Origin of the sequence: Sinorhizobium sp. BJ1, assembly GCF_002531555.1 — a bacterium.
GTDB lineage: Bacteria > Pseudomonadota > Alphaproteobacteria > Rhizobiales > Rhizobiaceae > Sinorhizobium > Sinorhizobium fredii_B.
Window position 1 is genome coordinate 1 of the sequence record NZ_NWTH01000001.1, and the last position, 13,308, is coordinate 13,308.

Sequence of the window (13,308 nt, forward strand, 5' to 3'; positions counted from 1 at the left end):
CGCTGGTCCGCAACGCGCCGATCCTGCTTCTCGACGAGGCGACCTCGGCGCTCGACACCGAGTCCGAGGCAGCCGTCCAGAAGGCGCTCGAACAGGCAATGAGCGGCCGCACCGTGATCGTCATCGCCCACCGACTGTCGACCGTCGTCAACGCCGACAAGATCGTCGTCATGAAGGACGGCACGGTGATCGAGGAGGGGTCGCATGAGGAGCTTGCGCGGCGGCCGGACGGTCTCTACGCTCGCCTCCACAATCTCCAGGGCAGCGCGGACGCCGCCGTCGGCGCCCAAATCCTATAAGAACGAGGAAATTCGACGATGAGCGAAACGGACATGAAGCTCGTGGTGGTCGGTGCGGCCGGCCGGATGGGCCAGACGCTCATCCGCATCGTCCACAGCATGGCCGGCGTGCGTCTTCACGCCGCCGTCGGGCGGCCCGGTTCGCCCTTCATCGGCCGCGATGCGGGCGAATTGGCAGGTCTCGGGCCGATCGGCGTCCCCGTCACCGACAAGCCCCTCGAAGCGTTCCTTGATGCCGAAGGCGTGCTCGATTTCACCTCGCCGGCGACCTCCGTCGAATTCGCCGGTCTTGCCGCCCAGGCGCGCATCGTCCACGTCGTCGGCACGACCGGGTGCTCGGCGGACGACGAGGCGAAGATCCTTGCCGCCGCCCGCCACGCCCGCGTCATCAAGTCGGGCAATATGAGCCTCGGCGTCAACCTGCTCGGCGTTCTCACGGGAAAGGCGGCGCGCGCGCTTCCGGCCGCCAACTGGGATATCGAGATCCTCGAAATGCACCACAAGCACAAGGTCGACGCGCCCTCCGGCACGGCGCTGCTGCTCGGGGAGTCGGCCGCAAAGGGCCGCGGCATCGACCTTGCGGCCCATTCCGTCCGGGTGCGCGACGGCCATACCGGCCCGCGTCCCGAAGGGGCGATCGGCTTTGCGACGCTGCGCGGCGGCTCGGTCATCGGCGAGCACTCGGTGATGCTTGCGGGCGAGGGCGAGATGGTGACGCTCTCGCACAGCGCCACCGACCGCTCGATCTTCGCGCGCGGCGCCGTCGCGGCGGCCCTCTGGGGCCGCGGCCAGAAGCCGGGTTTCTATTCGATGCTCGATGTTCTCGGGCTTAACTGACACGTAAAACCTCAAGAGGAAATCGAAATGAGCGGCACTCTCGTCCTCGTCCGGCACGGCCAGAGCGAATGGAACCTGAAGAACCTTTTCACCGGCTGGCGCGATCCGGACCTGACCGAACTCGGCGTCGAGGAGGCAAAGGCCGGCGGCAAGGCGCTTGCCGAATACGGCATCAAATTCGATGTCGCCTTCACCTCCGTGCTGGTCCGTGCCCAACGCACCTGCCAGATGGTGCTCGACGCCGTCGACCAGTCCTCGCTCGAAACGATCTGCGACCAGGCGCTCAACGAGCGCGACTATGGCGACCTCTCCGGTCTCAACAAGGACGATGCCCGCGCCAAATGGGGCGAGGAGCAAGTCCATGTCTGGCGCCGCTCCTATGACGTGCCGCCGCCCGGCGGCGAGAGCCTGCGCGATACCGGCGCCCGCGTCTGGCCCTATTACCTGACCGAAATCCTGCCGCGTGTGCTGTCCGGCGAGAAGGTGCTGGTCGCCGCCCACGGCAATTCGCTGCGGTCTCTGGTGATGGTGCTCGACCGCTTGACCAAGGAGCAGGTCCTGAACCTCAACCTCGCCACCGGCGTACCGATGGTCTACAAGCTCAAGGCGGATTCCACCGTTGTTTCCAAGGAAGTGCTCGGCGACATGTCGGGCGCGCACTGAGCCCCCGACACCTGCATGCAAGCAAAAGGGGCGCGGCGGCGCCCCTTTTTTGTTTCATGCTTTCCCGGCTTCCCACCCCAGGATCGCCCGCTTTCGCGTCAGCCCCCAGTGGTAGCCGGTAAGCTCGCCGCCCTTGCCGAGCGCCCGGTGGCAGGGCACGACGAAGGAGATCGGATTGCGTCCGACCGCAGCGCCGACGGCGCGCGATGCCGTGGGCTGGCCGATTTCACCGGCGATCTTCGAATAGGTCGTGGCCTTGCCGAGCGGGATGTTCAACAGCGCCTGCCAGACCCGGATCTGGAAATCCGAGCCGATCAGCACGATGTTGAGCGGCTCGTCGGCGCACCAGCGCTCCGGGTTGAAGATGCGTGCCGCATAGCGTGCGGTCGCCGCGCTGTCCTCCCGATAGGTGGCGTTCGGCCAGCGGCGGGACATGTCCTCGAAGCTCGCACGCTCCTCGCCGGCATCGGCGAAGGCAAGGCCTGCGAGGCCGCGGTCGGTGACCATCACCAGCGCCGTGCCGAAGGGGGAGGGGTGGAAGCCGTAGCGGATCGTCAGGCCGGTGCCGCGGGCCTTCCACTCGCCGGGCGACATCGCCTCATGGGTGACGAACAGGTCGTGCAGCCGCCCGGGTCCGGAGAGCCCGACCTCGATGCTGGTCTCGAGCAGCGGCATATCCTCCTGCCGCAGCAGCCGCTTGGCATGGTCGAGGGTCACCGCCTGCAGGAAGGCCTTTGGCGAAAGCCCGGCCCAGCGGGTGAAGACCTTCTGAAGCTGCGTCGGCGATTGGCGTAACCGCCGGGCGATCGTTTCGAGCGACGGCTGGTCGCGGTAATCCTCCGTCAGCATCTCGATGACGTGCCGCACCGTATCGTAGTCGGTGCCGTCCGGGGTGATGTCGGTGGGAATGGTTGTCACGACGTTCATGGATCATCTCCTGTCATGCCGCAGGAAACCATGCGGGCGGAGGGATAACCACCCGTTTCTTGATTCATCTCGACCGGGCCGTGGCCAGGGCGCGGGAGAAGGCGAGCGCGAAGGTTTCGCGATCGTCGCGGTTGAGAAAGGAACCGACATCCGTCTGCCGGCCGCCGCCGCTGATCTTCATCGAGACGATACCAATCTCCTGGTGGCGCTTGATGCTGAAACGCGCCCAGAAGGGATTGAAGCGCAGCTCGGTCATCCGCCCCGACGGCGTGTACTTCTTCACCGACACGTCGGTACGCGAGACGCTGACCTCCTCGCGGGCGCGCGCCGAATGATAATTGAGCCAGAAGGCACCGAGGAGCAGCACGAAATCGAGGCCGAAGAAAAATACGATCGGCCAGGCGCCGATGACCAGGAACACGAAGACATGCATCGCGCTCATCGCACCGGCGATCATCAGCAGGATCTTGAAGCCCCTGAAGCCGAGCGAGCGGTAGGGGGTGAGCTCTGCCGCAAAGATCGGCTCGTCGTTGATGCTTGTCTCGGCGTTGCCTTCGGTCATACCCAATGACTATAGATGCAGCATGAAAAACGTGAAGCTCAAATTGTCGCCGGGATCCGCGAAACCGAAAGCGACGACGGCCGCCCGCGGAAACAAGCGGCAACGCATTGTCTACAGCAAGGCGGAAATCGACGAGATCTTTCGGCGCTTCTCGGTTCAGCGGCCGGAGCCGAAGGGCGAACTCGAACACGTCAACGCCTTTACGCTGCTGGTGGCGGTCGCGCTTTCGGCGCAGGCGACCGATGCCGGTGTCAACAAGGCGACGCGGCCACTCTTTGCCGTTGCCGACACGCCTGAAAAGATGCTGGCGCTCGGCGAAGAAAAGCTGCGCGACGCCATCAAGACGATCGGCCTTTACCGCAACAAGGCGAAGAATGTCATCGCGCTCAGCGAGAAGCTGCTCGCCGACTTCGGCGGCGAGGTGCCGAAGACGCGCGAGGAACTGATGACGCTGCCGGGGGTCGGGCGCAAGACCGCCAATGTGGTGCTGCAAATGGCCTTCGGCCAGTCGACAATCGCCGTCGACACGCATCTCTTCCGTATCGCCAATCGCATTCGGCTGGCGCCCGGCAAGACGCCGGACGAGGTCGAGGCCAATCTGATGCGGGTCATTCCGGAGAAATACCTCTACCACGCCCATCATTGGCTGATCCTGCACGGCCGCTACGTTTGCAAGGCCCGGCGGCCGGAATGCGAGCGCTGTATCATCGCCGATATCTGCAAGTCTCCGGAAAAGAGTTGCGACATCCCGGCGCCGCTCGTCGAGTTGCCGCCGCAGGCGGTTCCTGTCGCCGGCTGACTGTTGCACGCCTCTCGGGCGTCATCCGCCGATCAGCCCATCGATCAGCCTGCCCATGGCGTCGAGATAGGGGTCTCGCGCGGCGCCGGCGTCGATTTCGAGCGCTGCCCGGTCGAATGCGGCCGATAGCAGCACCGCCGTCGCCTTGAGGCTCGCTTCCTCGATCCGCCCTGGCGGCATCGCCGCCGCAAGGCCTTCCTGCAACGTCCGCCCTCCATGCGCCGCGTCGACGGCCGCGATCTCCGCAACGCCAAGGACGGCGGGGCCGTCAAGCAGCAACAGACGCACTCTCCCCGGTATCGACATGGCGTCGAAATAAGCGGACGCGCCCGCAAGCAACGCGTCTCGCGGCGAGTCTTGACCTCTGTCGGAACGTTGGATCGCTGCGGCGACCTCGCCCGCCTCCCGTTCGACGACGGCTCGAAACAGCGCCTTCTTGTCCTCGAAATGATGATAGAGCGCTCCGCGCGTCAGCCCCGCCGCAGCCACGATGTCAGGCGTTGCCGTGTCCGCATAACCTTTCGCGATGAAGAGGTCGCGCGCTCCCTCGAGGATGGCGGCGCGGGTCGTGTCTGAGCGTTGGCGATTCGAACGCCGGGGCTTTTCCTGTTGCATACATACAGCCTGTATGTTAATTATAGATACATACAGATTGTATGATAATGATCAATGGAGGAAAAGCATGAAATCGACGAGCTACTATCCGGTGATCATGACGGCGGATGTGCGGGCGACCGCCGAGTTTTACGTGAGGCATTTTCGCTTCGAGCCGCTTTTCGTCAGCGACTGGTACATGCATTTGCAGTCGACCGAGGACGAGCATGTGACGCTTGCCGTTCTCGATTACCGTCATGAGACCGTGCCGGAGCAGCGCCGGGCACCCGTTCAGGGCCTGTTGCTGAATTTCGAAGTCGAAGATCCCGACCGGCTCTACACCGAGATTCGAGGTGCCGGGCTTCCCATTCTCAAGGCACTCTGCGATGAGGCGTTCGGCCAGCGCCATTTCATTACCGCCGATCCCAATGGCGTGATGATCGATGTCATCAAGCCGATCCCGCCAAGCGCCGACTTCGCCGACGCCTACGACGCGGCCGCTCTGCCAAGGTGATCGCGGCATATTTAACGTCTTCCAAATGGCCGGAAAACCGCTATTAACGAACACCGGCCATTCAGGAAACCGGACGGAGCTCATGACGAAATTCGATGTACTGACGATCGGCAATGCGATCGTCGATATCATCGCGCGCTGCGATGACAGTTTTCTCGTGCACAACGGTATCATCAAGGGCGCGATGAACCTCATCGATGCGGAGCGGGCCGAGCTCCTCTATTCGCGCATGGGCCCGGCGGTCGAAGCTTCGGGCGGCAGCGCCGGCAACACCGCCGCCGGCGTTGCGAACCTCGGTGGGCGGGCGGCCTATTTCGGCAAGATTGCCAATGACCAGCTCGGCCAGATCTTCACCCACGACATCCGCGCCCAGGGCGTTCATTTTGAGACCCAGCCGCTCGAGAGCCTGCCGCCGACCGCGCGCTCGATGATCTTCGTCACCGAGGACGGCGAGCGCTCGATGAACACCTATCTCGGCGCCTGTGTCGAGCTCGGCCCGGAAGACGTCGAGGCCGACGTCGTCGCCCAATCGAGCGTCACCTATTTCGAGGGCTATCTCTGGGATCCGCCGCGCGCCAAGGACGCGATCCGCGAGGCAGCGAGAATTGCCCATGCCCATGGTCGCGAGACGGCGATGACGCTATCGGACAGTTTCTGCGTGCATCGCTACCGCGACGAGTTTCTCGACCTGATGCGCTCCGGCACCGTCGACATCGTCTTCGCCAACAAGCAGGAGGCACTGGCGCTTTACGAGACGGAGAATTTCGATCTCGCGCTCAGGACGCTCGCCAAGGACTGCAAGCTCGCCGCCGTGACGCTCAGCGAAGAGGGTTCGATCGTCGTGCGCGGCGAGGAACGGGTGCGCGTCGGCGCGACTGCGGTCGAGCAAGTGGTCGACACGACCGGCGCCGGCGACCTTTATGCGGCCGGCTTCCTCTATGGCTACACGGCCGGCCGTTCGCTCGAAGATTGCAGCAAGCTCGGCAACTTGGCGGCCGGCATCGTCATCGGCCAGATCGGCCCGCGCCCGATGATATCGCTCGCCAGCGCTGCCCGGGAGGCCGCCCTCGTCTGACGCATCTCGACTGAAAGTCGGTGTGAGAACAATCGAAAGCTCTGCTCATGCTCATCATTTTGGGCGGCTTACCGGGGACGGGGAAAACGACAATTGCTCGCGCCCTTGCGAGGCAACTGCATGCCGTGCATGTGCGAATCGACACGATCGAGCAAAGCATTCGCGCTTCGGGCGGTCTAAACTCCGACATTGGGCCAGCAGGGTACGTAGCGGCTTATGGAGTGGCTGAAGACAATCTCACTCTCGACAATACCGTCATCGCTGATTCGGTAAACGGTCTCCGAGTAACCAGAGACGCGTGGCTGTCAGTCGCAGAGCGGTCGGGCAAATCGGCCATCGAGGTTGAGATCATATGCTCAGACAAAGTGGAGCATCGTCGGCGGGTAGAAACCCGGAAGACCGATGTACGGGGGCTGGCAAAACCAACGTGGGAAGAGATCACCAATCGAGTTTATGAAGATTGGATGCCGCGGCCACTCGTCATCGACACCGCGAAGAGGGGCGTGGATGAACTCGTCACCGATCTCATTTCGAAGTTAGGACTGATCAAAAAGTCGACCAAGTCATGACGTTCGACACGCCCGTTAGTTCTTAGGCGAACGCATAACTGGGGGCGAGCGTCCATCGCTGGCCGGAGCGGCCTACTTGAAGGCTTCCCCCGGATAGGCGCCCCAGATTTCGCTTTGGGCGATCCAGCCTTCCACCCCTTGCGTCTCCGCATGGCACCAGTCGCCGTTGCACTCGCCGATATGCAGCAGCACGCCCGGCTGCATGCGGGCGATGATCGGCGCCGTGCTCTGTGGGTCGCGCCGGAGATTGACGAAGATCTCTTCACCCTTGCCGCGCATCCACGGTGCAGCAACGGCGGTGCGATCGCCGGAAAGCAGCGCCTGGTTGACCCAGCCCTCTGTGCCGTCGGCGTCTCGGATGCGGCGCCAGTTGTCGTATTCCTGTATGATCTCGACGGGAACGCCGGATCTCAGATAGCGGAAGGCGACCGCGTAATCGAGGCTCGGCCCGATTCTGAGATTGACGCTCCTGGACTTGAGGCTGACGAAGCGGGGGAGCGGCAGCCCGCTCGGACCCTTTGCCGCCTGGGCAAAGGCGGCGGAATTCATGATGGCCGTTCCGAGGAACGCGGCCAGCAACAACTGAGAGGCTTTGGAAATGATGTGACGCATGACGAAGCCCATGTTCCGATCGTAAGCGAAGCCTTGCGGCGTCTCCACAGCGGTGGCCTTCTCAGACGCACAAAGCTCGCTGTAGCACTTTGAATTGCCGCATGTTCTAATCCTCGGGTCGTTTCCGATCCGGGGACGCACCCTGGAACGCGCCCGACCGGACGCGTGCCGCAAATCCTGGACCCGGACAGCGACTTTCAATTGTCTTCCCCACCGGGTCTGGTAGAAATTGCGGCTATAGGGAGAAAACTATCACCCAACTTGGTTAAGGACCCGTCAACGAGGGCCGCTCGCAGGAATGACAAGCAAGAAGAAGCCGACCGTCTATATCACCCGGAAACTGCCGGATGTCGTCGAAACCCGGATGCGCGAGCTTTTCGACGCAGAGCTCAACATCGACGATACGCCGCGCAGCCAGCCGGAGCTGGTTGCCGCGGTGAAAAGGGTCGATGTGCTGGTGCCGACGGTGACGGACCGAATCGACGCCGCGCTGATCGAGCAGGCAGGCCCGCAATTGAAGCTCATCGCGGCCTTCTCGAACGGCGTCGACAACATTGACGTCGATACCGCCGCCCGCAAGGGAATCACCGTCACCAACACGCCGAACGTGCTGACCGAAGATACCGCCGACATGACCATGGCGCTCATCCTGGCGGTGCCCCGCCGGCTCGCCGAGGGTGCGCAGGTGCTGACCGACCGCAAGGGCGAATGGGCCGGGTGGTCGCCGACCTGGATGCTCGGCCGCCGCATCGCCGGCAAGCGGATCGGCATCGTCGGCATGGGGCGGATTGGGACAGCCGTCGCCCGCCGCGCCAAGGCCTTCGGCCTTTCGATCCACTATCACAACCGCCATCGCGTCAAGCGGGAGACCGAGGAGATGCTGGAGGCGACCTATTGGGACAGCCTCGACCAGATGCTCGCCCGCGTCGACATCGTTTCCGTCAATTGCCCGTCGACGCCGGCCACCTATCATCTGCTTTCGGCCCGCCGGCTGGCGCTGATGCGCCCCGACAGCTACATCGTCAACACCGCGCGCGGCGACGTGATCGACGAGACGGCAATGATCAAATGCCTGCGGGAGGGCAAGATTGCCGGTGCCGGTCTCGACGTCTTCGAGAATGAGCCGGCCGTCAACCCCAAGCTCATCAGGCTCGCCGGCGAAGGCAAGGTGGTGCTGCTGCCGCATATGAGCTCGGCGACACTCGAAGGCCGCATCGACATGGGCGATAAGGTGGTGATCAACATCCGCACCTTCTACGACGGTCATCGCCCGCCGGACCGGGTGCTGCCGGGAAGGGATTGAAGCTGAAATGAAAAAGGTGGCTTTTGCCCCCTCACCCTTCTCCTCTCCCCGCCTGCGGGGTGCCTGCGGGGAGAGGGGGCGACTATAGCCGCGGTTGCATGCGGCGCTTCAGGTCCAAAGCAGCTTCCGCATTTCGATCGAGGTCGGCCGCATGAAACCGGGATGGGCGGATCGGCTCGTCTCGACGAAGCCCCAGGCTGCGAAGGTGGCGTGATTTTCCGTGAGCTCGATACGCGTCTGCAATCTCAGCACGGGCAGGCCGAAGTGACCGGCCGTCTCCTCCGCGGCGGCAAGCAGCCGGAGGCCGAGGCCCTTGCCCTGATGGGCCGGATCGATGGCCAGCTTGCCGATGTAAAGGCAGTCCGGCTCGGGCTTCACGAACACGCAACCGAGAAGCTCGCGACCAACGGCGATCACAAAGCCGATCTCGTCGTTGGATTTCCGACGCAAGGACTCGACCGTCAGAGCATGAGCGGAGGAGGGCGGATCGATCCGCCCATCCATATAGGCAAAGGATGTCAGGATCAGCGCCAGGAGTTCCTCGTAGCGATCGAAGCTCTGGTCGAGGCGACGCGTTTCCATCCTGTCTTCAAATCCGGCCGCGCCGATAGCGGATCGTGCTGAACGCGGCCGCGAGGCCGTCATAGAGCAGCAGGCGGCCGACGAGCGGTTCGCCGATACCGGTGATGAGCTTGATCGCTTCCATCGCCTGCAATGTGCCGATGACACCGGTTAGCGCCCCGACCACGCCGGCTTCGGCGCAGGCCGGCACCGCACCCGGCGGAGGCGGCGCCGGGAAGAGATCGCGGTAGGATGGGTTGGGGTGACCATCGGCATCCGTCTCGTAGGGTTTCAACACCGTGACGGAGCCGTCGAAGCGTCCGACGGCGCCTGTGACGAGCGGGATCCGTGCCGCCTCCGCCGCATCCGCCGCCAGATAGCGCGTATCGAAATTGTCCGAACCGTCGACGATGAGGTCGTATTGCCGGAAGATCGCTTCGGCGTTCTCAGCTGAAAGACGCTGCGGGTGCGGCGCGACCACCACATGCGGATTGAGGTCGGCGATCGCGGCGGCGGCGCTCTCGACCTTCGACCGGCCGATGTCGCTGGTGGCGTGAATGATTTGGCGCTGCAGGTTCGACAGCGAGACGGCGTCGTCATCGGCGATGCCGAGTTTTCCCACGCCCGCGGCGGCGAGATATTGCAGCACCGGCGCGCCGAGACCGCCCGCGCCGATGACGAGCACGCGCGCGGCCTTCAGCTTCTGCTGTCCGGCGCCGCCGATCTCAGGCAGCACGATATGGCGCGCATAGCGCGCGATTTCCGATGGATCGAGGGCTGCTGCGGTCATGTCCGTCTCCGTGGGGTTCCTGCCCGCGCCTCTTTTCGACGCGTTATGGAGGAGGGGATGTCACTCCGAAACGTGACCATTTGCAACGGTCAGATAGCGTGCCCGTTCACCGAGCGCCTCGAACATTGCCTGATCCGTTCCGGTCATGAAGGCTTGGCCGCCGAGTTCGTCGACGCGGTCGAAGAGCGCCGCCCGCCGTCCCTGATCGAGATGCGCGGCGATCTCATCGAGCAGGAGTATCGGCGCGTGGCCGGTCATGTCGCCGACGAGACGCGCATGGGCGAGCACCAGCCCGACGAGAAGGGCCTTCTGCTCGCCGGTCGAGCAGCGTTCCGCCTCCATGTCCTTTTCCCGATGGCGGATCATCAGGTCGCTGCGGTGCGGTCCATCGAGCGTTCGGCCCGCTGCCGCATCGCGGGCGCGGCCGTCCTTGAGCATCGAGAGATACTGCTCTTCGAGATCGTAGGCCGGCAGCCCTTGGCGATCATCGAGAAATCCGGCGAGCGAGAGGCTGGCGGACGGGAAGGTGCCGCCGCCCTGGCTCCGCTCTACGAGTGCCGTCAACAGGCCGAGCATCTCCAATCGGGCAAGCGCCATCGACACGCCCAGGCCGGCCATTTCGCGCTCGATCGCGGTAAGCCAGGCGGGATCCGGCCGGAATTCGGAGAGCAGCCGGTTGCGGCTGCGCATCGCACGGTCGAATTCGCTGGCACGCCTGCCGTGCTCGGGATCGAGGGAGAGCACCAGCCGGTCGAGGAACCGCCGCCGGTCGGAGGATGGGCCGGTGAACAGGCCGTCCATCGCCGGCGTCAGCCAGAGCACGCGCAGATGATCGGTGAGTTCGTCGACGGTGCGGGCCGGCGTGCCGTTGAGTCTGAGGCGGCGGGCTTGCCCTTCCTCCGCGCCTGCCGTACCCGTGCCGATCTCCACCGGGCCTTCCATTCCCTCGACTGCGGCAAAAACCGAGAAGCCGTCACTTGCGCCGACCCGGGCGACATCCGCATAAGCGGCGCGTCGCAGGCCGCGGCCCGGCGAAAGAAACGAGATCGCCTCCATCAGGTTGGTCTTGCCCGCGCCGTTCTCGCCGGTCAGCACGACATGCCGCTGGTCGAGCTCGAGCGAGAGCGCCGCATAGTTGCGAAAGTCGTTGAGTTTCAGGCGGGTGAGAGAGACCTTGTGGGGCATTGCGGGTCCGAATTCGACGTGCCTGTGAGGTAGGACGAAAGCCGGGCCAAGGCAAGGCGAAAGGTTAATACGGTTTGGGCGATTTCTGCCCCTTATTCCCCTGCCGCGACCTTCGCCCCGTAACGACGGCGAGAGGAGCCTTGCGGCGAGCGCCAAGCCCCGCGTGCTGGAGAGGGTTAGGTCCAATCGGGGGGCCTTTGTGGCAGAATCCGCTGTGGGAAAGCCTCTATTTTTGGACGCATCGGAACTTTCCCCCGCCGCGCAAGTGCAATATGACAGTTTTGTGACAATCGACAGTTGGATGAATGATGCTCGGCCTGTTTCGCAAGCTCCTCCCCCGTGAAGACCGGTTCTTCGATCTCTTCGAGCAGCATTCGCGCACTGTCATGGAGGCGGCGGAGGCGTTGAACGCGTTGCTTGCCGGCGGACCGGACATCGAGCGCCATTGCGATCGCATCGTCCAGCTCGAGGACGAGGCCGACGAGGTCGCCCGAGAGGTCCTGCTTGCGGTGCGCCGCAGCTTCATCACGCCCTTCGATCGCGGCGACATCAAGGATCTCATCCAGTCGATGGACGATGCGATCGACATGATGCACAAGACGGTGAAGACCATCCGGCTCTACGAGCAGAAGAGCTTCGATCCCGGCATGCAGGCCATGGGCTTGGCGGTCGTCGAGGCCGCCCATCTCATCGCCGAGGCTATTCCGCTCCTCAACCGGATCGGCGTCAATGCGCAACGCCTGAGCACGATCGCCGAAGAGGTCACCCGCGTCGAAGGCCGCTCCGACGAACTGCATGAGCAGGGCCTGAAGGACTTGTTCAAGCGCCATGGCAGCACCAATCCCATGGGCTATATCATCGGCAGCGAGATTTTTGGCGAGCTGGAAAAGGTCGTCGACCGCTTCGAGGATGTTGCCAACGAAATCAGCGGCATCGTGATCGAGAACGTCTGATGGACGCCACCCTCGCCTTCCCGCTGCTTGTGGGTCTCATCGGGGTTGCCCTATTTTTCGATTTCCTGAACGGATTGCACGACGCAGCCAATTCGATAGCGACGATCGTCTCGACGCGAGTGCTGCGACCGCAATATGCCGTCATGTGGGCGGCCTTCTTCAACTTCATCGCCTTCCTGTTCTTCGGCCTGCATGTGGCCGAGACGCTTGGGAAGGGGATCATCAATCCCGGCATCGTCACGCCCCAGGTCATCTTTGCGGCGCTGATCGGCGCGATCACCTGGAATATCCTGACATGGATATTCGGGATTCCGTCGAGCTCCTCGCACGCGCTCGTCGGGGGTCTCGTCGGCGCGGGCCTCGCCAAGGCCGGCTTCAGTTCCATCGTCTGGTCCGGTCTTCTGAAGACCGCCGGCGCCATCGTCATGTCGCCGGGGATAGGCTTCGTGCTGGCTCTCCTGCTGGTCCTGATCGTGTCCTGGCTGTTCGTGCGCCAGACGCCGTTTGCCGTCGACAACACCTTCCGAGGGCTGCAATTCGTGTCAGCCTCGCTCTATTCGCTCGGCCATGGCGGCAACGACGCGCAGAAAACCATGGGCATCATCGCCGTGCTCCTCTTTTCTCAGGGCTATCTCGGGCCGGAGTTCCACGTGCCCTTCTGGGTGGTCATCACCTGCCAAGCGGCGATCGCGCTCGGAACCCTTTTCGGGGGCTGGAGGATCGTCCACACCATGGGATCGAAGATCACCAAGCTCAATCCGATGCAAGGCTTCTGTGCCGAGACCGGCGGCGCCATCACGCTGTTTGCGGCAACCTGGCTCGGCATTCCGGTCTCGACGACCCACACGATCACCGGCGCCATCATCGGCGTCGGCTCGGCTCGGCGTGTCTCTGCCGTGCGCTGGGGCCTCGCCGGAAACATCGTCGTCGCCTGGGTGATCACGATGCCCGCCGCCGCGCTGATTTCTGCCCTCTCCTACTTCGCTGTCGACCTCGTCGGCTAAGGCGGCGGCATATCTTCACCCGAACTCGATCCGACTCGCCCTGAAATGGTGTGGCGCCGGG

At 63.8% G+C, this 13,308-nt stretch carries 15 protein-coding genes and 2 pseudogenes; 10 read left to right on the forward strand and 7 right to left on the reverse strand.

Translation table 11 applies throughout. The features are described 5' to 3' along the window. From CO676_RS00005 to CO676_RS00015, 3 genes and pseudogenes are all read left to right on the forward strand, one after another. A pseudogene (locus tag CO676_RS00005) lies at positions 1–299 on the forward strand (ABC transporter ATP-binding protein); the annotation flags it as partial. An 18-nt stretch (positions 300–317) separates the two neighbouring features. After that, entirely contained in the window at positions 318–1,136 is an 819-nt protein-coding gene (gene dapB / locus CO676_RS00010) for a 4-hydroxy-tetrahydrodipicolinate reductase (protein ID WP_097519259.1), read from the forward strand. Between the two features lie 27 nt (positions 1,137–1,163). Beyond that, on the forward strand, positions 1,164–1,799 hold the full coding sequence (locus tag CO676_RS00015; protein WP_097519260.1) for a 2,3-bisphosphoglycerate-dependent phosphoglycerate mutase: 636 nt from the start codon (positions 1,164–1,166) through the stop codon (positions 1,797–1,799). Between the two features lie 54 nt (positions 1,800–1,853). On the opposite strand, the gene CO676_RS00020 is transcribed toward CO676_RS00015, so the two are convergent. Together CO676_RS00020 and CO676_RS00025 are read right to left on the reverse strand one after the other, a co-directional pair. Continuing rightward, entirely contained in the window at positions 1,854–2,726 is an 873-nt protein-coding gene (locus CO676_RS00020; protein ID WP_014766597.1) for a bifunctional helix-turn-helix domain-containing protein/methylated-DNA--[protein]-cysteine S-methyltransferase, read from the reverse strand. A gap of 64 nt (positions 2,727–2,790) precedes the next feature. Further along, on the reverse strand, positions 2,791–3,288 hold the full coding sequence (locus CO676_RS00025; protein ID WP_014766598.1) for a DUF2244 domain-containing protein: 498 nt from the start codon (positions 3,286–3,288) through the stop codon (positions 2,791–2,793). A 22-nt stretch (positions 3,289–3,310) separates the two neighbouring features. On the opposite strand from CO676_RS00025, the gene nth reads away from it, so the two are divergent. Next, a complete protein-coding gene (nth, locus tag CO676_RS00030; protein WP_097519261.1) occupies positions 3,311–4,087 on the forward strand; it encodes an endonuclease III in 777 nt (258 codons plus the stop codon). Between the two features lie 21 nt (positions 4,088–4,108). Here nth and CO676_RS00035 read toward each other — a convergent pair whose 3' ends face one another. After that, positions 4,109–4,702 (reverse strand): TetR/AcrR family transcriptional regulator, encoded by a 594-nt coding sequence (locus CO676_RS00035; protein ID WP_097519262.1) that lies wholly within the window; start codon positions 4,700–4,702, stop codon positions 4,109–4,111. A gap of 67 nt (positions 4,703–4,769) precedes the next feature. On the opposite strand from CO676_RS00035, the gene CO676_RS00040 reads away from it, so the two are divergent. From CO676_RS00040 to CO676_RS00050, 3 genes are all read left to right on the forward strand, one after another. Beyond that, on the forward strand, positions 4,770–5,195 hold the full coding sequence (locus CO676_RS00040) for a VOC family protein (RefSeq protein WP_097519263.1): 426 nt from the start codon (positions 4,770–4,772) through the stop codon (positions 5,193–5,195). 82 nt (positions 5,196–5,277) lie between these two features. Next, on the forward strand, positions 5,278–6,270 hold the full coding sequence (locus tag CO676_RS00045; protein ID WP_097519264.1) for an adenosine kinase: 993 nt from the start codon (positions 5,278–5,280) through the stop codon (positions 6,268–6,270). A gap of 47 nt (positions 6,271–6,317) precedes the next feature. Then, positions 6,318–6,839, forward strand: coding sequence for an AAA family ATPase (locus CO676_RS00050; protein ID WP_097519265.1), 522 nt, complete (start codon positions 6,318–6,320; stop codon positions 6,837–6,839). A gap of 72 nt (positions 6,840–6,911) precedes the next feature. Here CO676_RS00050 and CO676_RS00055 read toward each other — a convergent pair whose 3' ends face one another. After that, positions 6,912–7,463: an SH3 domain-containing protein gene (locus tag CO676_RS00055; protein WP_041415694.1), complete on the reverse strand. Its 552-nt coding sequence runs from the start codon at positions 7,461–7,463 to the stop codon at positions 6,912–6,914. 286 nt (positions 7,464–7,749) lie between these two features. Between CO676_RS00055 and CO676_RS00060 the strand changes: the two genes are divergently transcribed. Beyond that, a complete protein-coding gene (locus tag CO676_RS00060; protein WP_097519266.1) occupies positions 7,750–8,754 on the forward strand; it encodes a D-glycerate dehydrogenase in 1,005 nt (334 codons plus the stop codon). 108 nt (positions 8,755–8,862) lie between these two features. On the opposite strand, the gene CO676_RS00065 is transcribed toward CO676_RS00060, so the two are convergent. The 3 genes and pseudogenes from CO676_RS00065 to recF all read right to left on the reverse strand — a co-directional run bounded on the left by CO676_RS00065 (position 8,863) and on the right by recF (position 11,664). Further along, entirely contained in the window at positions 8,863–9,336 is a 474-nt protein-coding gene (locus CO676_RS00065; RefSeq protein WP_097519267.1) for a GNAT family N-acetyltransferase, read from the reverse strand. A 7-nt stretch (positions 9,337–9,343) separates the two neighbouring features. After that, a complete protein-coding gene (moeB, locus tag CO676_RS00070; RefSeq protein WP_097519268.1) occupies positions 9,344–10,105 on the reverse strand; it encodes a molybdopterin-synthase adenylyltransferase MoeB in 762 nt (253 codons plus the stop codon). A 60-nt stretch (positions 10,106–10,165) separates the two neighbouring features. Continuing rightward, a pseudogene (gene recF, locus CO676_RS00075) lies at positions 10,166–11,664 on the reverse strand (DNA replication/repair protein RecF). On the opposite strand from recF, the gene CO676_RS00080 reads away from it, so the two are divergent. After that, positions 11,599–12,243, forward strand: a complete 645-nt coding sequence (locus CO676_RS00080) for a DUF47 family protein (protein WP_097519517.1) — start codon at positions 11,599–11,601, stop codon at positions 12,241–12,243. The pseudogene recF and the gene CO676_RS00080 sit on opposite strands and share 66 nt — an antisense overlap. After that, positions 12,243–13,247: an inorganic phosphate transporter gene (locus tag CO676_RS00085; protein WP_014766610.1), complete on the forward strand. Its 1,005-nt coding sequence runs from the start codon at positions 12,243–12,245 to the stop codon at positions 13,245–13,247. Before CO676_RS00080 ends, CO676_RS00085 begins: the two co-directional genes overlap by 1 nt. Positions 13,248–13,308 lie beyond the last annotated feature (61 nt).